The organism is Streptomyces flaveus, from assembly GCF_014647675.1.
Lineage (GTDB): Bacteria > Actinomycetota > Actinomycetes > Streptomycetales > Streptomycetaceae > Streptomyces > Streptomyces flaveus.
This window is the reverse complement of sequence record NZ_BMPQ01000002.1, coordinates 586,036-608,162: the sequence shown is the minus strand read 5'-3', so window position 1 is coordinate 608,162 and position 22,127 is coordinate 586,036. Positions and strand designations below refer to the sequence as shown.

21 protein-coding genes and 2 tRNA genes are annotated in these 22,127 nt (G+C 69.5%); 12 read left to right on the top strand and 11 right to left on the bottom strand.

The window, feature by feature from the left end:
• The first annotated feature begins 50 nt into the window (after positions 1 to 50).
• The 3 genes from IEZ21_RS06070 to IEZ21_RS06060 are packed head-to-tail and all read left to right on the top strand — an operon-like array spanning position 51 to position 3,253.
• A complete protein-coding gene (locus IEZ21_RS06070) occupies positions 51 to 1,787 on the top strand; it encodes a TerD family protein (RefSeq protein WP_189320802.1) in 1,737 nt (578 codons plus the stop codon).
• A 13-nt stretch (positions 1,788 to 1,800) separates the two neighbouring features.
• Positions 1,801 to 2,481: an AIM24 family protein gene (locus IEZ21_RS06065; RefSeq protein ID WP_189320801.1), complete on the top strand. Its 681-nt coding sequence runs from the start codon at positions 1,801 to 1,803 to the stop codon at positions 2,479 to 2,481.
• 16 nt (positions 2,482 to 2,497) lie between these two features.
• Positions 2,498 to 3,253 (top strand): AIM24 family protein, encoded by a 756-nt coding sequence (locus IEZ21_RS06060; protein WP_189320800.1) that lies wholly within the window; start codon positions 2,498 to 2,500, stop codon positions 3,251 to 3,253.
• 56 nt (positions 3,254 to 3,309) lie between these two features.
• Here the strand turns inward: IEZ21_RS06060 and IEZ21_RS06055 are convergent, their stop codons facing one another.
• Positions 3,310 to 3,831: an NUDIX hydrolase gene (locus IEZ21_RS06055; protein WP_189320799.1), complete on the bottom strand. Its 522-nt coding sequence runs from the start codon at positions 3,829 to 3,831 to the stop codon at positions 3,310 to 3,312.
• Positions 3,828 to 5,270, bottom strand: a complete 1,443-nt coding sequence (locus IEZ21_RS06050; protein WP_189320798.1) for a zinc-dependent metalloprotease — start codon at positions 5,268 to 5,270, stop codon at positions 3,828 to 3,830. The genes IEZ21_RS06055 and IEZ21_RS06050 overlap by 4 nt, the downstream gene beginning before the upstream one ends.
• 192 nt (positions 5,271 to 5,462) lie before the next feature.
• Between IEZ21_RS06050 and IEZ21_RS06045 the strand changes: the two genes are divergently transcribed.
• The 4 genes from IEZ21_RS06045 (at position 5,463) to IEZ21_RS06030 (ending at position 8,777) form a co-directional block, all read left to right on the top strand.
• Positions 5,463 to 6,626 (top strand): SDR family oxidoreductase, encoded by a 1,164-nt coding sequence (locus tag IEZ21_RS06045; protein WP_189320797.1) that lies wholly within the window; start codon positions 5,463 to 5,465, stop codon positions 6,624 to 6,626.
• Positions 6,627 to 6,803: 177 nt separating this feature from the next.
• Entirely contained in the window at positions 6,804 to 7,265 is a 462-nt protein-coding gene (locus tag IEZ21_RS06040) for a molybdenum cofactor biosynthesis protein MoaE (protein ID WP_033320012.1), read from the top strand.
• 118 nt (positions 7,266 to 7,383) lie between these two features.
• Positions 7,384 to 7,578, top strand: a complete 195-nt coding sequence (locus tag IEZ21_RS06035) for a hypothetical protein (protein WP_189320796.1) — start codon at positions 7,384 to 7,386, stop codon at positions 7,576 to 7,578.
• A gap of 104 nt (positions 7,579 to 7,682) precedes the next feature.
• On the top strand, positions 7,683 to 8,777 hold the full coding sequence (locus IEZ21_RS06030; RefSeq protein WP_033320014.1) for a YlbL family protein: 1,095 nt from the start codon (positions 7,683 to 7,685) through the stop codon (positions 8,775 to 8,777).
• A gap of 25 nt (positions 8,778 to 8,802) precedes the next feature.
• On the opposite strand, the gene IEZ21_RS06025 is transcribed toward IEZ21_RS06030, so the two are convergent.
• A complete protein-coding gene (locus IEZ21_RS06025) occupies positions 8,803 to 9,360 on the bottom strand; it encodes a PPA1309 family protein (protein WP_189320795.1) in 558 nt (185 codons plus the stop codon).
• A 137-nt stretch (positions 9,361 to 9,497) separates the two neighbouring features.
• Here IEZ21_RS06025 and IEZ21_RS06020 point away from each other — a divergent pair, with 137 nt between their 5' ends.
• From IEZ21_RS06020 to IEZ21_RS06005, 4 genes are all read left to right on the top strand, one after another.
• Positions 9,498 to 12,422, top strand: a complete 2,925-nt coding sequence (locus IEZ21_RS06020) for a UPF0182 family membrane protein (RefSeq protein WP_189320947.1) — start codon at positions 9,498 to 9,500, stop codon at positions 12,420 to 12,422.
• A 67-nt stretch (positions 12,423 to 12,489) separates the two neighbouring features.
• A tRNA-Met gene (locus IEZ21_RS06015) sits at positions 12,490 to 12,563 on the top strand.
• Between the two features lie 229 nt (positions 12,564 to 12,792).
• Positions 12,793 to 14,646: a tetratricopeptide repeat protein gene (locus IEZ21_RS06010; RefSeq protein WP_189320794.1), complete on the top strand. Its 1,854-nt coding sequence runs from the start codon at positions 12,793 to 12,795 to the stop codon at positions 14,644 to 14,646.
• Between the two features lie 129 nt (positions 14,647 to 14,775).
• Positions 14,776 to 14,849, top strand: a tRNA-Met gene (locus IEZ21_RS06005).
• 80 nt (positions 14,850 to 14,929) lie between these two features.
• Here IEZ21_RS06005 and IEZ21_RS06000 read toward each other — a convergent pair.
• The 6 genes from IEZ21_RS06000 to hisN all read right to left on the bottom strand — a co-directional run bounded on the left by IEZ21_RS06000 (position 14,930) and on the right by hisN (position 19,779).
• A complete protein-coding gene (locus tag IEZ21_RS06000; RefSeq protein WP_189320793.1) occupies positions 14,930 to 16,072 on the bottom strand; it encodes an ABC transporter substrate-binding protein in 1,143 nt (380 codons plus the stop codon).
• The gene (locus IEZ21_RS05995) at positions 16,069 to 16,941 is read right to left on the bottom strand and encodes an ABC transporter permease (RefSeq protein WP_189320792.1); all 873 of its coding nucleotides are present in this window, start codon (positions 16,939 to 16,941) and stop codon (positions 16,069 to 16,071) included. Before IEZ21_RS05995 ends, IEZ21_RS06000 begins: the two co-directional genes overlap by 4 nt.
• Positions 16,938 to 17,705 carry an ABC transporter ATP-binding protein gene (locus IEZ21_RS05990; RefSeq protein ID WP_189320791.1) on the bottom strand — a complete coding sequence of 256 codons (768 nt, stop codon included), beginning with the start codon at positions 17,703 to 17,705 and terminating at the stop codon, positions 16,938 to 16,940. Before IEZ21_RS05990 ends, IEZ21_RS05995 begins: the two co-directional genes overlap by 4 nt.
• A gap of 145 nt (positions 17,706 to 17,850) precedes the next feature.
• Positions 17,851 to 18,267, bottom strand: coding sequence for a Fur family transcriptional regulator (locus IEZ21_RS05985; RefSeq protein WP_189320790.1), 417 nt, complete (start codon positions 18,265 to 18,267; stop codon positions 17,851 to 17,853).
• A gap of 165 nt (positions 18,268 to 18,432) precedes the next feature.
• Positions 18,433 to 18,825 (bottom strand): CBS domain-containing protein, encoded by a 393-nt coding sequence (locus tag IEZ21_RS05980; protein ID WP_033320021.1) that lies wholly within the window; start codon positions 18,823 to 18,825, stop codon positions 18,433 to 18,435.
• Between the two features lie 153 nt (positions 18,826 to 18,978).
• The gene (hisN, locus tag IEZ21_RS05975; protein WP_189320789.1) at positions 18,979 to 19,779 is read right to left on the bottom strand and encodes a histidinol-phosphatase; all 801 of its coding nucleotides are present in this window, start codon (positions 19,777 to 19,779) and stop codon (positions 18,979 to 18,981) included.
• 196 nt (positions 19,780 to 19,975) lie between these two features.
• Here hisN and IEZ21_RS05970 point away from each other — a divergent pair, with 196 nt between their 5' ends.
• Positions 19,976 to 20,587, top strand: coding sequence for a TetR/AcrR family transcriptional regulator (locus IEZ21_RS05970; RefSeq protein WP_189320788.1), 612 nt, complete (start codon positions 19,976 to 19,978; stop codon positions 20,585 to 20,587).
• Positions 20,588 to 20,660: 73 nt separating this feature from the next.
• Here IEZ21_RS05970 and IEZ21_RS05965 read toward each other — a convergent pair whose 3' ends face one another.
• Both IEZ21_RS05965 and rsgA read right to left on the bottom strand, forming a co-directional pair.
• Positions 20,661 to 20,984 carry a DMT family transporter gene (locus IEZ21_RS05965; RefSeq protein WP_033320024.1) on the bottom strand — a complete coding sequence of 108 codons (324 nt, stop codon included), beginning with the start codon at positions 20,982 to 20,984 and terminating at the stop codon, positions 20,661 to 20,663.
• Between the two features lie 121 nt (positions 20,985 to 21,105).
• A complete protein-coding gene (rsgA, locus tag IEZ21_RS05960; RefSeq protein WP_033320025.1) occupies positions 21,106 to 22,116 on the bottom strand; it encodes a ribosome small subunit-dependent GTPase A in 1,011 nt (336 codons plus the stop codon).
• Between the last annotated feature and the right edge of the window lie 11 nt (positions 22,117 to 22,127).

Below are 22,127 nucleotides of genomic sequence, written 5' to 3'. Positions count from 1 at the left end.
TAGCCTGACGCGCGACGCACTCGTATCGGGATGGGGGACGGTCGTTACGCATGGCCAGGGAATTCCAACGCGGCCACAAGGCCAAGATCAGTGACCTCACCGCGGGCACCGATCTGTACGTAGGCGTGCAGATCACCGGCCCCGGGCTGACCTTCGACATCAGTTGCTTCGGTCTGGACGCCGACGAACGGCTTTCGGACGACAGGTACTTCGTCTTCTTCAACCAGCCGAAGACTCCTGAGGAGTCCGTTCAGCTCCTGGGAGCGCAGGCGGGCGACACGGAGTCCTTCCGCGTCACGCTCGACAAGATCCCGCCGCAGATCCAGAGGTTGTCGTTCACGGCGACGCTCGATGGCGCCGGGCAGTTGTCGCAGATCGCCCCCGGATACCTCCGTATCGTCGCGGGAGGCGAAGAGGTGGCCCGGTACCCCTTCAGTGGCGCCGAGTTCTCCACCGAACGCGCCGTGATGCTGGGCGACTTCTACCTCAAGGACGTATGGCGGTTCGCGGCGGTCGGTCAGGGCTTCGACGGCGGACTCGACGCGCTGCTGAAGAACTTCGGCGGCGAGGTCGCCCAGGAGGAGCCCGCCGCCGCACCGCAGCCGGGGGCCGGCGCTCCGTCCTTCGCGCCACCCGCGCAGGGCACCGCGCCGCCCGCGTTCGGCGCCCCGTCGGGTCCCGCAACGCCGGCTCCGGCCCCCGCTCTGCAGCCCGCCCAGGGCTTCGCGCCGCCCCCGGCAGCCACCCCGCCACAGGCACCCGCACCTCCGGAGCCCACACCCCCCATGCACGCCGCACCGACCATCGCGGCGCCCATGACCCCGCCCGGCGGCGGCCCTGTACCGCCTCCGGCACCCGCTCCCGCGCCCTACGGGCAGCCGCCGGACCAGCAGCAGCCTCCGTACGGCCAGCCCCCCGCCCCGAGCGCGCCTCTGCCGCCCGGCTACGGACAGCCTCAGGCACCCCAAGCACCCCAAGCACCCGCCCCGCCGCCCGGCTATGGCCAGCCGACCCCGCCTCCCGGGTACGGGCAGCAGCCGCTGTTCGGCCAGGTCCCCGGCCAGCCCGGTGCTCCGGCCGCGCCTGCCGGGTACGCGGTACCGCAGGGCGCTCCCCAGGGAGGCGCCGGTGTTGCCGCGGCGCTTCAGCCGTACAAGGAGGCGCCCACCGGGCAGCGCTGGACCCAGCAGAACAAGAAGATGGTCCGTGTCGACCTCGGCATGGGCGGTGATCAGGCAGTGCTCGCCCGCCAGGGCAGCATGGTGCTCTACCAGGGCAAGGTCGACTTCAGCTACAAGAGCGCCGGATTCTCCGGCCGGATCGTGGGCAACGCGACCGGCCAGGAGATGCAGCTGATGCGCTGTTCGGGCAAGGGCCAGGTGTTCCTCGCCGAGAAGTCCGCCATGCTGCACCCCATCGAGCTGCAGGGCGACGCCATCTGCGTCTCCGCGGAGAACGTTCTCGCGTTCGACGAGACACTCCAGTACGAGGTCCGCCGCGTCGAAGGACACGGCATCCCCGGAGGCGCGCTGTTCACGATGCAGTTCCAGGGGACCGGCACGATCATCGTCAAGACGCAGGGAGCGCCCGTGGTGCTGCCGGTCACGCCGACGACGTTCGCCGACTGCAACGCCGTCGTCGCCTGGTCCGCCGCCTCCCAGGTGATCGTCTCCAGCCAGGTGCGGATGCGCCGCAACGCCTACCCGGGCGACACCGGAGAGAGCGTGAACCTCCAATTCCGCGGCGCGCCCGGCAATTTCATCGTCGTCCAGCCGTACGAGGTCTGAGGGAGCCCGTCATATGAACCAGCAGCTCGCGGGCTTCGCCCCGGCACCCGTTGCCGCACGCATGGAGAACCACGGCAACCACATGCTCAAGGTCGCCATGCAGAGCGGAAGCGACCTCCTCGCGCGCGTGGGGTCGATGGTCGCCTACGAAGGCTTCGTCCAGTACGAGCCCAATCCGCCGGCCGTGCGCCAGATCGCACGCGACTGGGCCACCGGTGAGGGCGCGCCCCTGATGAAGTGCTCCGGAGACGGTCTGCTCTATCTGGCCGACTACGGAGCGAACGTGGTCGTCATCAACCTCAACGGCGACGGAATCTCCGTCAACGCCACCAACCTGCTCGCCTTCGACGCACACCTCCAGTGGGGCGTCGAACGCGTCAAGGGACTGGCGAAATTCGCCGGACAAGGCCTGTGGAACACCAAGATCTCCGGGCAGGGCTGGGTCGCGCTGACCTCCCGGGGCAAGCCCATCGTCGTCGACTGCGGCGGCGGGGAGGACGAGACGTACGTCGACCCGGACGCGCTCGTCGCCTGGTCCCCGAACCTCAAGGTGAAGGGCAAGCGCAGCTTCAAGGCGCAGTCGCTGATCGGGCGGGGCAGCGGAGAGGCGTTCCAGATGGCCTTCTCCGGACAGGGCATCGTCGTCGTCCAGCCCAGCGAGGACAGCACCGACCGCCTCCGACTCCGGGGCTGAGGGGGAGCCACACATCATGCAGAGCCCGCTTTTCGCCTACAACGAGCAGCAGTCCCAGGAGCGCTACAGCCTCCAGAACAAGCAGATGCTGCGCGTCGCCCTGGAGGGCCACGACGACGTGCTCGCCCGCAAGGGCACCATGGTCGCCTACCAGGGGCTGGTGGAGTTCGACGCCGAGTTCCAGAGTTCCGGTCAGCGGCGCTCCCGCGCACAGACGGGAGAAGGCCTCGACCTGATGCGTTGCCATGGGCAGGGCACCGTCTATCTGGCCAACCTCGCCCAGCACATCCATGTGGTGGACGTCGACCAGGACGGCCTCACCGTGGACAGCAGCTACGTCCTGGCCATGGACTCCTCGCTGCACCACGAGGTGATCGCCGTGGACAGCCAGTACGGCATCTCCGGCTCCGGCAAGTACCAGCTCAACATCTCCGGGCGGGGCAAGGCCGCCCTGATGACCTCGGGGATGCCGCTGATGATGCAGGTCACCCCCGACCGCTTCGTCAACTGCGACGCCGACGCGATCGTCGCCTGGTCGACGAGTCTGCGTGTACAGATGCAGGCCCAGACACACTCCTCCGGAGTGTTCCGGCGCCGCGGCAACACCGGTGAGGGCTGGGAGCTCAGCTTCATGGGCCAGGGTTACGTACTCGTCCAGCCCAGCGAGCTGCTGCCGCCGCAGAACGCGACGATCGGCTCCGGCCTCGGCGCCCAGTACGGAGTGGGCCAGCAGGGAGCCCGGGGGCAGAACCAGGGCAACGTCTGGAGTTGAGCCTCCCAGGAGGCAGTTGTAAGGGGCGGCCGCCATTGCGGCCGCCCCTTACATATTCAGAGCCTGGCCCGCGTGGCCCCGAGCAGCCGCACCACGGACTCGTCCGCCACGTCCGCCACCTCGTCATACGCGAACCAGCGCAGGTCGAGCGACTCGTCGCTGATCTCCTGGACCGCGGCGGCAGGCGCCAGCACCGCGTACTGCACGTCGAAGTGACAGTGGCACGGCGGCGGGATCGGGTGCCGGTCGAGCCGTACGGGCCCGCCCGGGAGCAGTGTCAGACCAGTGATGCCCGACTCCTCCGTGGCCTCACGCAGGGCCGCCGCCTCCACAGTCGCGTCCTGAGGCTCGCAATGGCCGCCCATCTGAAGCCACATGCGCAGTTTCTTGTGAAGCGTCAGCAGCACACGCCCCTGTTCCGGATCGATGACCAGGGCACTCGCCGTGATGTGCCCGGCCTCGCAGGCCTTCCACATGCCGTCCGGATGAGCCTGAAGATGGTCCAGATACGCCTGTCGCAGCTCTTCCTGGTCCTCGTAGCTCTTCAGCACGAGGACCGCGTCGTCATGGAGGCTCACTCGGCGACGTCGCCCTTGCCGTCGTCCTTCTTGTCGTTGTCGTCCTTCTTGAGGTTCGGCTTCTCGGTGGAGCCGCCTGCGGCCTCCCCGAGCATCTTGTCCAGCTCGGAGAAGTCCATTTGCTCGCGGTGTACGAAACCGTCCGGGTCGTCCAGGTCGGAGGCGGTCGGCAGCATGTCCGGGTGCGCCCACAGAGCGTCCCGGCCATCGACACCGCGCGCGTCCGTGAGCGAGGCCCACAGCCGCGAGGCATCCCGCAGCCGACGCGGGCGCAGCTCCAGGCCGATCAGCGTGGCGAAGGTCTGCTCGGCGGGACCGCCCGACGCACGGCGGCGGCGCAGCGTCTCACGCAGCGCGTCCGCGGACGACAGACGCGGCTTCGCCGCCGCGTGCACGACCGCGTCCACCCAGCCCTCGACGAGCGCCAGCGCCGTCTCCAGGCGGGCCAGCGCCGCCTTCTGGGCCGGCGTGTCCTCCGGTTGGAACATGCCCTGCTGGAGCGCGTCCTGAAGCTGTTCCGGGTTGGACGGGTCGAGCTGGCCGACCACATCCTCCAGCTTGGCCGTGTCGACCTTGATCCCGCGTGCGTAGCCCTCGACCGCTCCGAACAGGTGCGAGCGCAGCCACGGCACATGCGCGAACAGACGCTGGTGGGCGGCCTCGCGCAGGGCGAGGTACAGCCGCACCTCCTCCTTCGGTACGCCGAGGTCCTTGCCGAACGCCTCGACGTTCACCGGAAGCAGCGCGGCCCGGCCGGCCGGGCCCAGCGGCAGTCCGATGTCGGTCGAGCCGAAGACCTCGCCCGCGAGCACGCCCACGGCCTGACCGATCTGCGTACCGAACATGGCGCCGCCCATGGAGCGCATCATCCCGATCAGCGGGCCGGCCATGGCCTGCATCTCCTCGGGAAGCACATCGCCCATGGCCGCGCCGACGCGCTCGGCAACGGGGTCGACGAGCTCCTTCCACACGGGAAGGGTCGCCTCGACCCACTCCGCGCGGCTCCACGCCACCGCGGAGCCGGCGCCGGACGGCAGGGACGTCGCGTCGTCCAGCCACAGGTCGGCCAGGCGCACGGCCTCCTCGACCCCCGAGCGCTCGGCTGGGCCGACACTTGAGTCCTTCGTGCCGTCAGAGGTGCCCTGGGACACCGTCTGACGGGCGATCTGTTTGGCCATGTCCCAGTTCACCGGGCCGCCCTCGTACGAGAGCATCTGGCCCAGCTGCTGGAAGGCGGCGCCCAGATCGTTGGGGTTCATGGAACCGAACATCGCGGCGAGCGGGTTGTCGGCGCCGGGTCCGCCGGCTCCGGGGAACCCGAAACCGAACGGGTTGGCCGGTCCCTGGCCACCACCGCTCTGCTGGTCCTTCTCCTTGCCCTCGTCGCCGTCGTCCGGCTCCTCCGGCGGAAGGCCGAATCCGAATGGGGTGTCACTCACGGGATTCCTCGGCTGGTAAGGCCGCCGGTTCTCTCCGACGGCGCGGTTGCCCGACAACACCACCCAGCGTAGACACCGCGGCCGGTTCAGGCCTCGATGCTTCGCCGACTCCTGGGCTGCGGCAGGATGGATGCCACCTGGTACGTACGCATCACGCGCGTTCTTACTGAAGACAACCGCTGGAGACGCCCGGTGAGTTCCCCAGATCCACAGGTTCGCGCAGCGCGAAACCTCTCAGCCCACCCGTCGCCCGACCACCGTCCCTCGACGACGGCGCTGCGCGCCGGAGAGTCGACTGCCCTGCGCGGCCCCGTCGTCGCGGTCACCGGCGCCGCCGACGGCATCGGCGCTCTGCTCACCGAGCGGCTCGCCGCCAGCGACGAGATCAAGCAGGTCATCGCCATCGACGAGCGGCGTGGTGAGTGCGCGGACGCCCACTGGCACATCCTCGACGTACGAGACCCGGCGATCGCCGAGAAGCTCCGCGGCGCGGACGTCGTGGTCCATCTGGCGCTCGACCTCGACCTGGAGACCGATCCCGCGGCGCGCACCGCGTACAACGTGCGGGGCACCCAGACCGTGCTCACCGCCGCGGCCGCCGCCGGAGTGCACCGGGTGGTGCTGTGCACCTCGGCCATGGTCTACGGAGCGCTGCCCGACAACGAACTGCCCCTCTCCGAAGACGCCGAACTGCGCGCCACCGCGGAGGCCACTGGCGTCGGCGATCTCCTGGAGATCGAACGGCTCGCCCGGCGGGCGCCCCGCGCGCATCCCGGGCTCAACGTCACCGTCGTACGGCCCGCCGTGCTCGTCGGCGGCACCGACACGGCCCTCACGCGCTACTTCGAGTCACCCCGGCTGCTGGTCGTCGCCGGGTCCCGGCCCGCCTGGCAGTTCTGCCACGTCGAGGACCTGTGCAGTGCCCTGGAGTACGCCGTCCTGGAGAAGGCCGACGGTGAGCTGGCCGTGGGCTGCGACGGATGGCTGGAACAGGAGGAGGTCGAGGAACTCAGCGGGATCCGGCGGATGGAACTGCCCTCGGCCGTCGCCCTGGGTGCTGCGGCCCGGCTCCACCGGATCGGACTCACGCCGTCGCCGGCCGGAGACCTCGCCTACACGATGTACCCCTGGGTGGTCAGCGGGAGCCGGCTCCACGACGCCGGATGGCGCCCGCAGTGGACCAACGAGGAGGTCCTCGCCGAGCTCCTGGAGGAGGTTGCCGGGCGGCACACGGTGGCCGGCCGCCGCCTCGGCCGCAAGGACGCCACCGCCGCGGGCGCCGCGGGCGCGACGGTCGCGCTGCTGGGTACGGCCGCGCTGGTCCGCCGGGCGCGGAAGGCCCGACGGCGGATCTGACGCGGCCGGTGCGCCGGGTTGTCTCGCCCCGCCGCCCCTACCCATCCCTGGGGCTGCGTCCCCAGCCCCGCTTATCGGCCTGAACAGCCTCGTCCTCGATCGCCGGACGGGCTGAAGTTGGCGTGGGGCAGGAAAACGCTGTTCCGTGCTGTCAGCGGGGTGGGGCACGATGGGGTCATGGCACCTATGAACGATCACCCCGGTGAGCAGGCGGCGCAAGACCCGATCAAGCTCCTGGCCATCCGGGAAACCGCCCTCTCCGTAGACGAGGTTTTCCGCGCTGTCGGGGACGACGCCTCCGGAGGGACCGCGCTGTTCGTCGGGACCGTCAGGAATCACGACGGGGGAGCGGACGTCGACGCGCTCGGGTACTCCTGCCATCCCAGTGCCGAGGCGGAGATGCGGCGGGTCGCCGAGAAGGTTGTCGCCGAGTATCCGGTGCGGGCGCTTGCGGCCGTTCACCGGGTGGGGGATCTCAGGGTGGGGGACCTGGCCGTCGTCGTCGCCGTTTCCTGTCCCCATCGTGGCGAGGCCTTCGAAGCCTGCCGCAAGCTGATCGACGACCTGAAGCATGAAGTGCCGATCTGGAAGCACCAGAAGTTCTCGGACGGGACAGAAGAATGGGTGGGCGCCTGCTGATCCGCGCACACGCGCGTTCCGGTTGCGTAACCTCACCCCTGCCGTGAGCGTTGGACACGGGCATGGTTAATCTGCTGATCAGTCAGTTGCGGTGGCTTCATGGGGTTGGGAGGTCGGCATGGCGGCGCTCGCCTGGTTGCTGATTCCGCTTTTGGCTGCGATCGGTGCCGGAGTGTGGGGCACTTGGGCCAGCCGGAACCGCAGGACCATCGGGGACGGCGCCGAACTCGCGGGCTATACGCGCTTCCGCGAGGCCATGGAGAAACAGCACACGGAGAAGCAGCCCACCGAGAAGTCGCCCACCGACGTCTGACCACCGGCACCGAAGCCGCCTGAGGACGTCTGCGCCCCGGCCCCGATGTCCCGTACAGGCGGCCCCGACGGTGCATTGACAGGGTGGTCCCGTACTGTCGTTCCATGCCACGCCGCACCGCGACGATGCTCGCCTCCACCCTGATGCTGATCGCGCTCCTGTGCGCAGGGGTCTTCATCAATGTGCCGTACTCGGAGATGTCACCGGGTCCGACGGTGAACACGCTCGGCGAGCACGACGGCGAGCCGGTGCTCCAGATCTCCGGCCGCAAGACCTACCCGGCGAGCGGCCATCTCAACATGACGACGGTCCGTGTCACGAGCGCCGACTACAAGATGAACCTCGTCGAGGCCGTCTACGGCTGGCTGGCGCACGACAACAAGGTGGTCCCGCACGACACGCTCTACCCCGACGGCAAGACGGAGGAGCAGTCGACGCAGGAGAACGCCGAGGAGTTCAGTCAGTCCCAGGAAACCGCCAAGGTCGCCGCCCTCAAGGAGCGGAACATCGCGGTGAAGTCCTGGACCATCGTCTCCTCCGTGCTCAAGGACAGCCCGGCCGAGGACAAGCTGCACGCGGGTGATGTGATCAAGGCCGTGGACGGTACGCCGGTCAAGGCGTACGACGAGGTGGCGAAGCTCGTCACCAAGCACAAGCCCGGCGAGAAGGTCGTCTTCACCGTCGTGCCCGCCAAGGAGCAGGCCGCCGCCGAGAAGGAGAACCGGACGGCGACGAAGACCGAGGACATCACCATCACCACGACGAAGTCGGACGACGACGGCGAGGAGCGCGCGATAGTCGGCATCGCGGCCGGGACCGATCACACGTTCCCGTTCACCATCGACATCAAGCTCGCCGACGTCGGCGGTCCGAGCGCCGGTCTGATGTTCGCCCTCGGCATCGTCGACAAGCTCACCCCTGGCGATCTCACCGGCGGCAAGTTCGTGGCCGGCACCGGCACCATCGACGACGACGGCAAGGTCGGCCCCATCGGCGGCATCGAGATGAAGACGGTCGGCGCCCGCGCCCAGGGCGCCCAGTACTTCCTGACGCCCAAGGACAACTGCGCGGCAGCCGCCCGGGACATCCCCGACGGGCTCACCCTCGTCAAGGTCGACACCCTCGACGACGCGATGAACGCCCTCAAGGACATCCGGGGCGGCAACACCGACGACCTGCCCCAGTGCACGAAGAGCTGAGCCGGCTCGTGAAGTACTACAAGTGCTACTCGGCGAATGTCGCCACCAGCGCCTCCGCCAGCCCCGGCACCAGATCGGAGCCGGTGAGCACCTCGGTCGCCGCGTCCTTCTCGCGCAGCCGCAGCGCCGACTCGCGCTTCCCGCCGCGCAGCACGCCGACGGTCATCCGGACCTCCTGGCGCTCGGGGTGCTCGGCGACCCACTTCGCCAGACGCTTCTCGTCGAGACCTTCCGGAACCGACGCCTCCGCGGACGGCGGCAGCATCAGCCGCTCCACGGACAGCGCGCAGCCGGCCACCGCGTCCGGCCAGGCGATGGTGCCGAGAAACTCGTCCAGAGGGCTGCCCGCGGGGAGTTCCTCCTGTTCGATGGGGGTAAGAGCGCCGGCGGGAGCGTCGTCGGCGAGACCGAGACGTGCCGCGAGGCCGGGCTCCTCGGAGCGCAGCTGAGCGGTGTCGACCAGCGCGAAGAGCCGTGCGGGCTGGTCCCAGCCGAGCCCGGATACGTACTCGTCGATTTCGAGGACGGCACGGGTCAGGGGACCGGCCGCCATGGGGGTGCCTGTGGAGGCGGAGTTGGACATGGTCACAATCCTGCCTCGTTCGGACCCGAAACCGGGAACCGAGTAAAGCATCAGTAAGTTGCATAGATGTGGCCCTGTGTTCGCAGGGCCCAAAAAGACCCAGACCGAACTTCGAGGTGCACACCTTGGCTTTCCAGATGCCGGACCGCGGCGGAGGCCCGACGGGGCCACGGATCAGAGTGGGCCGACCGTCCCGGCGCGTCCGGACCCTGCTCATGACACTGGGCGTACTGGCCGTGCTGGCCATGGCGTTCGTCATGTTCGCGGGGTTCTGGACGGACTGGCTCTGGTACCGATCGGTCAAGTACTCCTCAGTCTTCACGACCACCCTGTGGACCAAGATCGGCCTGTTCTTCGTCTTCGGACTGCTGATGGCCGTGGCCGTCGGCGTGAACATCTGGCTGGCCCACCGGCTCAGGCCGCCACTGAGCGCCATGTCGATGGAGCAACAGAGCCTCGACCGCTACCGCATGGGCGTGGCCCCGTACAAGAAGTGGATCCTGTTCGGGATCACCGCCCTCATCGGGCTGATCGCGGGTGCCTCCGCGTCAGGCCAGTGGCGTACGTGGCTGATGTGGGTGAACGGAGTGTCCTTCAACCAGAAGGACCCCCAGTTCCACCTCGACGTCTCCTTCTACGCCTTCGACCTGCCCTGGTACCGCTTCCTGGTGGGCTTCGGCTTCGCCGCCACGATCCTGTCGGTGATCGCCGCCGCCCTGACCCACTACCTGTACGGCGGACTGCGGGTCACCAGCCCCGGAGCGCGTGCCACAGCCGCGGCCACCGGCCATCTCTCCGTGCTGCTTGGCCTGTTCGTCGCTTTGAAGGCGGTCGCGTACTGGCTCGACCGGTACGGACTCGCCGTGAAATCCAGCGACTTCAAGGCGACGGACAACTGGACGGGCCTCAGGTACGTCGACGCCAACGCCTACCTGCCGGCCAAGACCATCCTGTTCTGCATCGCCGTGATTTGCGCTCTCCTGTTCTTCGCCACGCTGTGGCGGCGCACCTGGCAACTGCCGCTGATCGGCTTCGGTCTGCTGGTTCTCTCCGCCCTGCTGATCGGCGGGCTGTACCCGGCGATCGTGCAGCAGTTCCAGGTCAAGCCGAACGAGCAGGCCAAGGAGACCTCGTACATCGAGAAGAACATCGAGGCAACGCGCAAGGCGTACGGCATCGACGGCGTCAAGATCGACGAGATCTCGGGTACGGGCAACGGCGGCGACGCCAAGCAGCAGCGCGACCAGGCCGATTCGGTCGCGAGCTACCGGCTGAACGACCCGAACGTGGTCTCGCCGACGTTCCAACAGCTGGAGCAGGAGCGGAAGTACTACCAGTTCCCGACCACGCTGGACATCGACCGGTACAACGGCCAGGACACGATCATCGGTCTGCGTGAGCTGAACCTCGACCGCGTCGACAAGAAGAACTGGATCAACCAGCACTTCATCTACACGCACGGGTACGGCGCCATCGCGGCCAAGGGCACCGAGATCCAGCCGGGTTCCGAGGGTTCCCCGGCCTTCACCGAGCAGGGCCTGCCCACCACCGGCACCTTCAACAAGGGCTACGAGCAGCGCATCTACTTCGGCGAGAAGACCACCCAGTACTCGATCGTGGGTGGCTCCCAGAAGGAGCTCGACTACGAGGAGGCGGGCGGCCAGAAGACGTACCAGTACAAGGGCAACGGCGGTATCGACCTGTCGAACCCGCTGAACCGCGCCGCGTACGCGGCCGCTTTCAGTGAGCCGCAGATGCTGTACTCAGGCGCCATCGGCGAGGGATCGAAGATCCTCTACAACCGCACGCCGAAGGAGCGCGTCGAGGCGGTCGCGCCTTGGCTGACCATCGACGGTGACGCCTATCCGACCGTCATCGGCAAGCGGGTCGTGTGGGTCGTCGATGCCTACACCACCACGAACGGTTATCCGTATGCATCGCGCACGACACTCGGCGACACCACCACGGATGCGCTCACGGACGAGGACAGTGCGCGCACGGTGGTCGCCCAGCAGAACCAGGTCAACTACATCCGCAACTCGGTGAAGGCGACCGTCGACGCGTACGACGGCAGCGTCAACCTCTACACGTGGGACGAGAAGGACCCGGTCCTGAAGACGTGGAAGAAGGCGTACCCGGGCACGGTCAAGGCGAAGGCCGACATCCCGGCCGAGCTGAAGGAGCATCTGCGCTACCCGCAGGACCTGTTCAAGGTGCAGCGCGAGCAGCTGGGCATCTACCACGTCACCAACGCCGACCAGTTCTACAACGCGAGTGACGTGTGGCAGGTGCCGAACGACCCGACGAGCCGAAAAGACAGCATCGCCGTACCGCCGTACTACCTGTCGCTGAAGATGCCCGGAGACGATCAGCAGCGGTTCTCGCTGACGACCACGTTCACCCCGAGCGGACGGCCGAACCTGGCCGCGTACATGGCGGTGGACGCCGATGCGAACAGCGACGAGTACGGCACGATGCGGCTGCTCAGAGTCACCGGCGAGTCCGAGGTGGACGGACCGGTGCAGTGGCAGAGCAAGTTGAGTTCGATGCCGGCGGTCCAGGAGTTCACGCGGAACGCGGAGACGTCGAAGTCGAACATGATCTTCGGAAATCTGCTCGCGGTGCCCATGGACGCCGGATTCCTGTACGTCGAACCGATCTATGTACAGGGCAGCAACGCCGAGTATCCGCTGCTGAAGAAGGTCGCGGTGTCGTACGGAGGCACCACCGCCTTCGAGGACACCCTCAGCCAGGCGCTCGACAAGGTCTTCGCGTCGGAGGCCACGCCCCCGCCACCGGACGAGGGTGACGACACCACCGAGCCACCACCGGCAACGGGTGACACAACGCTCCAACAGGCGCTCGACGACGCCCAGGAGGCCTACGAGGCCGGCCAGGAAGCCCTGAAGAAGGGCGACTGGGAGGCGTACGGCCGGGCGCAGCAGGACCTCGAGGAAGCGCTGCAGCGGGCCGAGGAGGCCCAGGCCCAGCCCGACAACACCGGTGGTGAGGGCGCGGCCAACAGCGGCGACACTCCCGAAGGGAGCGGCGGAAGCGGCTGACCAGCGCGGCTGTCAGCGACTGAGTGAAAGGCCCGTCCCGCGCCGTGATACGGTTGCCGAACAACGGCGCGGGGTGGAGCAGCTCGGTAGCTCGCTGGGCTCATAACCCAGAGGTCGCAGGTTCAAATCCTGTCCCCGCTACTGAAGACGAAGGGCCCGAATCCTCAAGGGGATTCGGGCCCTTCGTCGTGTGGAGATCGTGTATGTGTTCCCCATCCGAGCAGAACTGCCCCAACAAAGGCCGCTCCATGCGGGGAGAGTTGAGAAATCTGTGTTTGACTTGTCTCTCTGTGGGCATGTCGACAAAACGCTGAAGTGACCTCACTGGCTGCGGTATACCAGGTGTACCCAGGTTGCAGGTGGTGCGACGATGGACGTTATGGGGGACAAGGCAACTCTGTTGGAGACAGGGCGATTTGTGCAGCCCTCCGACCGGGACGAGACCGGCGAGGCTGCGGAGGAGGCACGCCATCGGCTCGCCGCCGAAGCCGGCGACGTCGAGGCGATGAGCGTCCTCGGAAGCCTGCTGCTGCGCCGCGGCGATCTCGACGGAGCCGAGCCTCAGCTGCGTGCTGCCACCGCTGGTGGTGACCGTGCCGCCGCCAACAACCTGGGTGTCCTCCTGCATCAGCGCGGATACGCCGACGAGGCCGCCGGCTGGTGGCGGATCGCCGCCGTCGCCGGATCGGCCGCCGCCGCACACGCGCTCGGCCGCCACCACCGTGAGCGCGGGGACGAGCCCGCCGCCGAGTACTGGCTGCGCCAGTCCGCCGAGCAGGGCCACACCCTCGGTGCGTACGCGCTCGCCGACCTCCTCGAGCACCGCGGTGACGCCGCTGCCGAGAAGTGGATGCGGGCCGCCGCCGAGCGGGGGCACCGCGAGGCGGCGTACCGGCTCGCCCGCGCGCTGGACCGGCGGGCTGCCGCCGGCGAGCCCACAGTGCCCGCACAACCCTCCGCACAGTCCACGGAACAGGGCGGCGCCGACAGAGCCGACAGGAGCGCCGGGCTGTCCCTGATGGCCGAGGCCGAGCAGTGGTACCGGCAGGCCGCCGCGCGCGGACACCGCAGGGCCGCGCTGCACCTCGGAGTCATCCTGGAGAAGCGCGGGAAGCTGAAGGAGGCCGGGCGCTGGTATCTGACGTCCGCCAAGGACGGCGAGGCACGCGCCGCCTGCGCGCTCGGGTTCCTGCTGCGGGACGCGGGCGACACCGAGAGCGCCGCCGTGTGGTGGCTGCGCGCTGCCCAGGACGGCGACGGGAACGCCGCCAACGCCCTGGGCGCGCTGCACGCCGGGCGCGGCGAGACGCAGACCGCCGAGCGCTGGTACCGGGCCGCCATGGACGCCGGCGATGTGAACGGCGCGTACAACCTCGCGCTGCTCTGCGTCGAGCAGGGGCGGACCGGGCAGGCCGAGCAGTGGTACCGGCGTGCGGCGTACGCGGGACACCGCGAGGCCGCCAACGCGCTGGCGATCCTGCTGCTCCAGGTCGGCGACGCGGCCGGGGCCGAGCCCTGGTTCTCCAAGGCCGCGGAGGCCGGCAGCGTCGACGCCGCGTTCAACCTCGGGATCCTGCACGCGGGCCGGGGCGAGGACGCCGCGGCGCTCAGGTGGTACGAGCGGGCCGCTGCCGCCGGGCACACCGAGGCCGCGCTCCAGGTCGGGATCGCGCAGTTGCGGGACGGGGACGAGCAGGAGGCCGAGCGGCATCTGCGCTGCGCCGCCGGCGGGGGCAGCCCGGAGGCGGCGTACCGGCTGGCCGCCGTGCTCGACGCCCGACGGCCGCCCGCGTCCGCACATGAACTGGGGGAGCCGGCCACCGAGAAGAGCGAGTGCGAGGAGTGGTACGAGCGGGCTGCCTACCAGGGGCATCGGCGGGCACAGGTGCGGGTCGGAATGCTGGCGTCCGCCCGCGGGGACGTCGTCGAGGCGGCCCGGTGGTACCGGGAGGCCGCGGAGGCGGGGTCTCGGAACGGGGCGTTCAACCTCGGTCTGCTGCTCGCCCGGGAGGGCAGCGAGCCGGAGGCCGCTCTGTGGTGGACCCGGGCCGCCGATGCGGGGCATGGGCGGGCGGCTTTGCGGCTTGCCCTCGTCTACGCGCGTCGGGGCGAGCTTGCGGAGGGCCAGCGGTGGGCGGACCGGGCGGTCGCCCTGGGGCCCGATGAAGTTTCCGAGCGGGCGGCCCGACTGCGGGATGCGCTGAAGGACGAACTGTCCGCTTGAGAGGCCTGCCAGGGGCGCCGGGTCTGGAGGTATCGCCTGCCCACAGACCCGGCGAACCGGCCGCTCACAGGCCGCCCGTAAAGCGATTTGCGCTGGTCGACGCTGTTGACGTAGTGTTCAGTTCATCGCCGCGGGGTGGAGCAGCTCGGTAGCTCGCTGGGCTCATAACCCAGAGGTCGCAGGTTCAAATCCTGTCCCCGCTACTGAAGGCCGGAGGGCCGGAATCCGAAAGGGTTCCGGCCCTCCGGTGTGTTTGCGATGGCGCGTCTGCGACCGGGTGTGTTCACGGCCGGTGGCCCACCGCCTCCCCGTACAGCGCACGGTCCACCAGTCGGGACTCCGGGAGCGGGTCGCCCTCCGAGACGCCCGCCGCGCGGTACGCGGACTGGAGGCGGTTCGTCGTCCCCGCGCGGATCTCCCAGTCCATGCGGAGGGAGGGCGTCGACTCCAGGACCGTACGGTCCGTCTTCATGAGCTTGGCCAGCTCGGCCACGAAGGCCGGGTCCTTCTTGTAGTCGCCGGCGAAGTACGTGTTGATCGTGCGGATGTACGCCCGCAGCAGCGCGACCCCCGCGTCCACGTCGTCCTTCAGCAGGTTCGGGCCGAACAGCATGCCGCCCAGCGGTTCGCCCGCGGGCTGGCCGCCGAGGAAGGCGTAGCGGTCGTCGCCGTCGACCTTGCGCCAGACCGGGTCGAGGAGCCAGGCGGAGTCGACGCCGCCGTTCTGCAGAGCGGTGAGGACATCGGCCGAGCCGAGCGCCTGGAACTGGACCTTGTCGAGGCCGCCGCCGTGCTTCTTCAGGGCCTGGTTCATCGGGTACGCGATGACCGACCCCTTGCCGATCATCGTGCCGAGCTTGCGGTCGGCCATGGGGACGTGCGACGCGCTCTCGCCGTCCTTCAGCCGCACCCACAGGCCGCTCTTCGACTTCGGGTCGGGCGAGAAGTTCCCGGCGACCCACTTGATGTCGAAGCCGCTGTTGACGCCGTTGATCACGGCGGCCTCGGGAGCGGCCCACTGGGCGTCGACGTCGCCCTTCGCGAGCAGCGGCAGCGCGTCCGGCGTCGGCAGCACCTTCAGCGTGACGTCGAGGCCCTCCTTCTTGAACTCGCCCTTCGCCACGGCCACTTGAAGCGGAGCCACGTACTCCGCACTGAGCGTGCCTGTCGCGATCGTCAGCTTCCGGCGCTCGGTCAGAGGCTGTGGGGCCGGGGTGCCCTCGGCGCAGCGCGCGGGGGCACGGTCCGCCGCCAGGTCGGCCGGATCCGTCCAGCTCCCCTCCCCGCAGCCGGACACCGCCTTGATGGTGCGCGGCTCGGACGCCCCCGCACCCTCCCCGGACTCCTGGGCGGCACACCCCGCCGAAACCAGCAGCGCACCCGCAGCCAGCACGGCACTGCATGCGAAATGCCTGAAACGCCTCATGACTGCCCCCGTCCCCGGTCGCGCGGCGCCCACGGGGTGAGCAACCGCCCCAGAATCCGCACCAGTTCGGAAAACACGACGCCGAGTACGGCGACGCAGACGATCCCGACGAACATCACGTCGTTCTGGAAGAGCGCCCGCGAGTCGAAGATCAGATGGCCCAGGCCGTTCGCCGCGGCGATCTGCTCCGAGGCGACGATGACCAGCACCGCCACCCCCGCCGCGATCCGCGCGCCCACCAGCACCGCCGGCAGCGAGGCCGGCAGCAGCACATGCCGGAACATCTGCCAGGACGAGGCCCCGAAGACCTGTCCCGCGTCGCGATACCCGGCCGGTATCGACATCACGGCCGACATCGTGGAGATCCACACGAAGAAGAAGACGGTGGCCGCCACCAGCGCCACCTGCGGGCCCTCGCCGAGCCCGAACATGTTCAGGAAGATCGGCAGCAGCGCGAGCTTCGGTACGACGTACAGCGCGTCCAGAAGCGGCTCGAGTGCCGCGCGTACGAGCGAGAGCGAGCCCATCAGCAGGCCCAGCGCATAGCCCGAGGCCGTACCGATCGCGTACCCGGCCAGTACGCGCTTGAGGGTGGCCCACACGTCCGGCCACAGGTCGCCGGCCGCCGCACGGTCCCAGCCGTCGGCCAGGATCGTGGTGGGCGCCGGGTAGACGCGGTCGTCGATCCAGGCCTGGGCGGCCGCCAGTTGCCACAGCAGGACCAGCACCAGGGGCACGGCGAGAGCGAGGGACAGCTCCAGGGCGCGGCGCCTGCGATGGGTGCGTTCGGGGTGCAGCTCCCGTGGGCCCGGGCGGCGGACCAGTACGGCGGTCGAATCGGTACATTCCTTGCGTACGGCCGTGTTCATGCAGGCACCGCCTCCGGGCGCAGCAGCTGCCACAACTCGCTCTTCAGGGCGGTGAATTCGGGGGCCGAGCGGACCTCGCCGGAGCGCGGGCGCGGGAACGGCGGGCGGCGTTCGGCGATGAAGCGGCCCGGGCGCGCGGACATCACCAGGACGCGGTCGCCGAGGACGATCGCCTCCTCCAGACTGTGCGTGATGAAGAGGGTCGTCGTGCGGGTCGTCTGGGTGAGCTCCAGGAGCTCGTCCTGGAGGATCATGCGCAACTGGGCGTCGAGCGCGGCGAACGGCTCGTCCATCAGCAGGATTTCGGGCTCCACGGCCAACGCGCGGGCGATCGCCACGCGCTGGCGCATCCCGCCGGAGAGCGTGGCGGGGTACGCGGAGGCGAAGTCCGCGAGGCCCAGGCGCGCGAGCCAGTCGCGGGCCCGGGCGTTCGCCTCGCGGCGCGGCAGGCGCTGGATGTCCAGGCCGAAGCGGACGTTCGCGAGGACGGTCTTCCAGTCGTAGATGCCGTAGTCCTGGAAGATCATGGCGGCCGGGCGGGGGCTGGTGGTGCGGATCGCCAACTCGCCCGTGCTGGGGCGCAACAGGCCTGAGGCGATCCGCAGGAGCGTGGACTTTCCGCAGCCGGACGGGCCGACGATGCAGACGAACTCGCCGGGAGTGACGGTCAGGTCCAGCGGGCCCAGGGCGTCCACGGCGCCGGGGCCCCGGCCGAAGGTCCGGCTCAGATCAGTGGCTTGGAGTTTCGGGTGCGGCTCTCCCACGGTGTCTCCTCGCGGAGTGCGGTACGGACTGGTGGGCGCCGTCGACGATATGACGACCCGTCAGATTCGGGAAGTCCGCGCGCAGCAGAAAGCCCCGGCTCCCAAGGTCTTGGGTGCCGGGGCTTGAAGGGGTCGTACCTGCGGATCAGGCCGCCGCGCAGTTCGGGCACACTCCCCGGTACGTCACCTCGACCGCCGAGACGGAGAAGCCGAAGCGCTCGGAGTCGGGGAGGTCGGCGAGGGGATTGCCGCTCGGGTGGACGTCGCGGATCGCGCCGCACTGGGCGCAGACCAGGTGGTGGTGCGGACGGTGTGCGTTCGGGTCGTACCGCTTGGCGCGCTTGTCCGTGGCGACTTCCATCACCTCGCCGAGCGAGACCAGCTCACCCAGCGTGTTGTAGACGGTCGCGCGGGAGATCTCGGGCAGCTTGGCGACGGCGCGGGAATGGACCTCGTCGGCCGTCAGGTGGACATGGTCGCCGTCGAGGACCTCGGCCACGACGCGCCGCTGCGCGGTCATACGCCAGCCGCGTCCGCGCAGTCGTTCCAACAGGTCGCTCATAAGGCGCAGTCTAACAGCAGGTGAAGCCAATCCCGAACGGGTGTGATTTTGGAGCACTACTCGACTTGGACTTTATTCAGAGTGGCCCAGGGTGGCCCAGAGTGGCGGCGCGATCGGGCCGGACCCCTGCACAGGTCGGGGCGCGGGTCCGGCCCGGTCTGCCGCTCAGGCCGGTGCGTGCTGCCGCAGCGGGGCCCAGCAGCGGATGATGTCGCGGACCGAGACGATGCCGATGGGCTCGTCGTGGTCGAGGACGATCAGATGCCGGAAGCCGCCGTGCGCCATGGCGTGCGCCGCCTCCTCCAGCGTCCAGGACGGCGCGGCGAACACGACGTCGGTGGTGGTGTGGGCGTGTGCCCGCTCGGCGTCCGGGCTCTGGCCCAGGCCGACGGAGTTGAGGATGTCGCGCTCGGTGAGGATGCCGAGCCCGGTGCCGTCGGGGTCGAGGACGACGGCCGCGCCGATGCGGCGTGCGGACATCAGCGCGGCGGCCTGCCGGAGGGTGTGATCGGGCCCGATGGTGAGGACCACCGTGCTCATGGCGTCGCGGACGAGCATGGACGGAGCCACCTCCTACGAATCCGTTCGTTAACGGATTCACAAGTTCACAAGTGTGGGGACTCTCAGAGTCGCAGTTAAACGGTGGGTCAACAAGAGGGCGCGTGGGGACGCTTTGGGGCGCGCTGTCTTCCGGTTAGCGCCCCGGATGTCTCAGTAGCGGTGGTTCAGGTAGCCCAGCAGCTCGTCGTGGAGGAGGCCGTTCGACGCGGCGGCGTTGCCGCTGTGCGGGCCCGGGCGGCCGTCGAGGCCGGTGAAGCTGCCGCCCGCCTCGGTCACGATGATCGCGTTCGCCGCCATGTCCCACAGCGACAGCTCGGGCTCCGCGCAGATGTCGACCGAGCCCTCGGCGACCATCATGTACGGCCAGAAGTCGCCGTACGCGCGCGTGCGCCACACCTCGCGGGTCAGGTCCAGGAAGCCGTCCAGCAGGCTCCGCTCCTCCCAGCCGCCCAGCGAGGAGTACGCGAAGGACGCGTCCGATATGCGCGAGACCCGCGAGACATGCAGCCGGGTCGCCGAGGACAGGCTGCGCCCGCTGAACGCGCCATGCCCCTTCGCGGCCCACCAGCGGCGGCCGAGCGCGGGCGCCGAAACGACGCCGACGACCGGCTGGTAACCGCCTTCACTCGCCTCCATCAGGGCGATCAGGGTCGCCCACACCGGCACCCCGCGTACGTAGTTCTTCGTGCCGTCGATCGGATCGATCACCCAGCGGCGCGGGCCGGTGCCCTCGACGCCGTACTCCTCACCGAGGACCGCGTCCCGCGGCCGGGCCCGCTGCAGGTGGCCGCGGATCAGCTCCTCGGCGGACTTGTCGGCCTCGCTCACCGGCGTCAGGTCCGGCTTGGTCTCGACCTTGAGGTCGAGCGCCTTGAAGCGGTCCATGGTCGCGGCGTCGGCGGCGTCCGCCAGGACATGGGCAAGGCGCAGGTCATCGCGATAGTCGGGCATGCCCGCACCGTATCTGCCCCGTTCGGCCCGGGGCCATACCGTCCGGGTGGTCGCTACAGGACCTCCCCGCCGAAGTCGTGATCACTTCGTCCGCGCATGACGTCGACGTACGCCCCTTGATGCCGTCGCGAACCCTTGACAGTGCCCCCGTCCGCGTCAACTCTGAGCGAGAGCCGATCGCCCCAGGGAGGCGACGATGCCTGCAGCCCGGGAATCTCTTCTCGATGCCGCCTATACGTCGCTTGCGCGCCGCCCGTGGTCCACGGTGCGGATGGTCGATGTGGCCGCTGTGGCCGGGGTCTCGCGGCAGACCCTCTACAACGAGTTCGGCAGCAAGGAGGGGCTCGCGCGGGCCCTTGTACGGCGCGAGGCCGACGCGTATCTCGCGGGCGTGGAGCGCGCTCTGGTGAGCCATGGCGAGCCGCGTGAGCGGTTGGCGGCGATCGCGGAGTGGACCGCTTCGGCGGCTCGCGGGAACCCCTTGGTGCGGGCCGTGCTCACCGGGTGCTGGAGTGATCGGCTGCCGTCGCCGACGCTGTCCGCCGTGCCGTCCTCGTCCGCTGTGCCGGCTCAGCGGCGGGCCGACGGGCCGTTGCCGTCGCCGGGGGACTTCGTGCAGCTGGTACGGGACCGGGCGGTCGCGGTGCTTACGGCGACGGGGGCCACGAAATCCGAGTCGGCGGAATTGGCGCGGGCCTGTGAGCTGGTGGTGCGGCTGGGCTTGTCGTGCGTGTTGGCTCCCGCCGGGGAGGGGGGGACCGCGGGGCTGGTCCGGGATGCCTTGGCTACTGTGCGTGTGGTTAGTTGAGGCAGTTCGAAGCTGCGGGCTCGTTGTGGCTGGTCGTGCCCCCGCGATACAGCCCAGCGCCCCTACGGGGCGCTCAGTGTGACGAGCCCGACAGCTGCAGGCCGATCACTCCCACGATCACCAGCGTGATCGAGACGATCTTCAGGGTGGAGACCAGGTCGCCCAGGAAGATCATGCCGTAGATCGCGGTGCCGGCCGCGCCGATGCCCGTCCAGACCGCGTACGCGGGGCCGACGTCGAGCTTCTTCAGGGAGAGGGTGAGGAGGCCGAAGCTGCCCAGGGCGAAGACGGCGAAGGCGATCGTCGGCCAGAGCCTGGTGAAGCCGTGCGAGAGCTTCAGACAGACCGCGAAGCCGGTCTCCAAGAGTCCGGCGACGACAACCAGCAGCCACGCCATGTGATGCCCTCCCACGCTCCGTGACCGCTTCGTCTGGCTTGGGTCCCGCTTGGTGCGATTATGCCTTTACCGTCGTGGCGGAGATGCAAACAAAGCTGAGGTCACCGGCGATCAGTCGCCGTCAGTCGCCCTCGCGCCGCTCACGCGTAGCGAGCAGCCGGCGCAGCGAGTAGAGCCGGGCCGGATCCGCGTGACCGTCGGCCACCCACTCGTCCAGCGCGCAGTCCGGTTCGTCGTGGCTGCACGCGCGCGGGCAGCCCTCGGTCCCCGGCTCCAGGTCGGGGAACGCGTGGATGACCCGGGACGGGTCCACGTGGTGCAGCCCGAAGGACCGTACGCCCGGAGTGTCGACCAGCCACCCCTCGTCGTCCGGCAACGGCAGCGCGAGCGCCGACGTCGTCGTGTGCCGTCCGCGGCCCGTCACCGCGTTCACGACCCCCGTCGAACGCCGCCGCTCCTTGGCCACGAGCGCGTTGACCAGAGTCGTCTTGCCGACGCCCGAGTGCCCCACGAAGGCCGTGATCTTGCCGTCCAACTGCTTGCGCACCCGGTCCACCGCCTCCCCGCTCTCCAGTTCCGTACGGCTGGTCACGACATACGGAACACCCAACGCCCCGTACAGCTCAAGGAGTTCGTCCGGCGGGGCGAGGTCCGACTTGGTGAGCACGAGCAGTGGGTCGAGTCCGCCGTCGTAGGCGGCCACCAGGCAGCGGTCGATCAGACGTGGGCGCGGCTCCGGGTCGGCGAGGGCGGTGACGATCGCCAGCTGGTCGGCGTTGGCGACGACCACGCGCTCGTACGGATCGTCGTCGTCGGCGGTGCGCCGCAGGACCGAGGTGCGCGGCTCGATGCGGACGATGCGGGCCAGGGTGTCCTTCTTGCCGGTGAGGTCGCCGACGATGGCCACCTGGTCGCCGACGACCGCGGCCTTGCGGCCCAGTTCGCGGGCCTTCATGGCGTACACCACGCGGTCCTCGACGAGGCATGTCAGCCGGCCCCGGTCGACGGTGAGGACCATGCCCTCGGCGGCGTCCTCGTGCTTGGGCCGGATGTTCGTACGCGGCCTGCTGCCCTTGCGGCCCGGGCGGGTGCGGATGTCGTCTTCGTCGGTGTGCTTGCCGTAGCGGCGCATGGTCCGTGTCC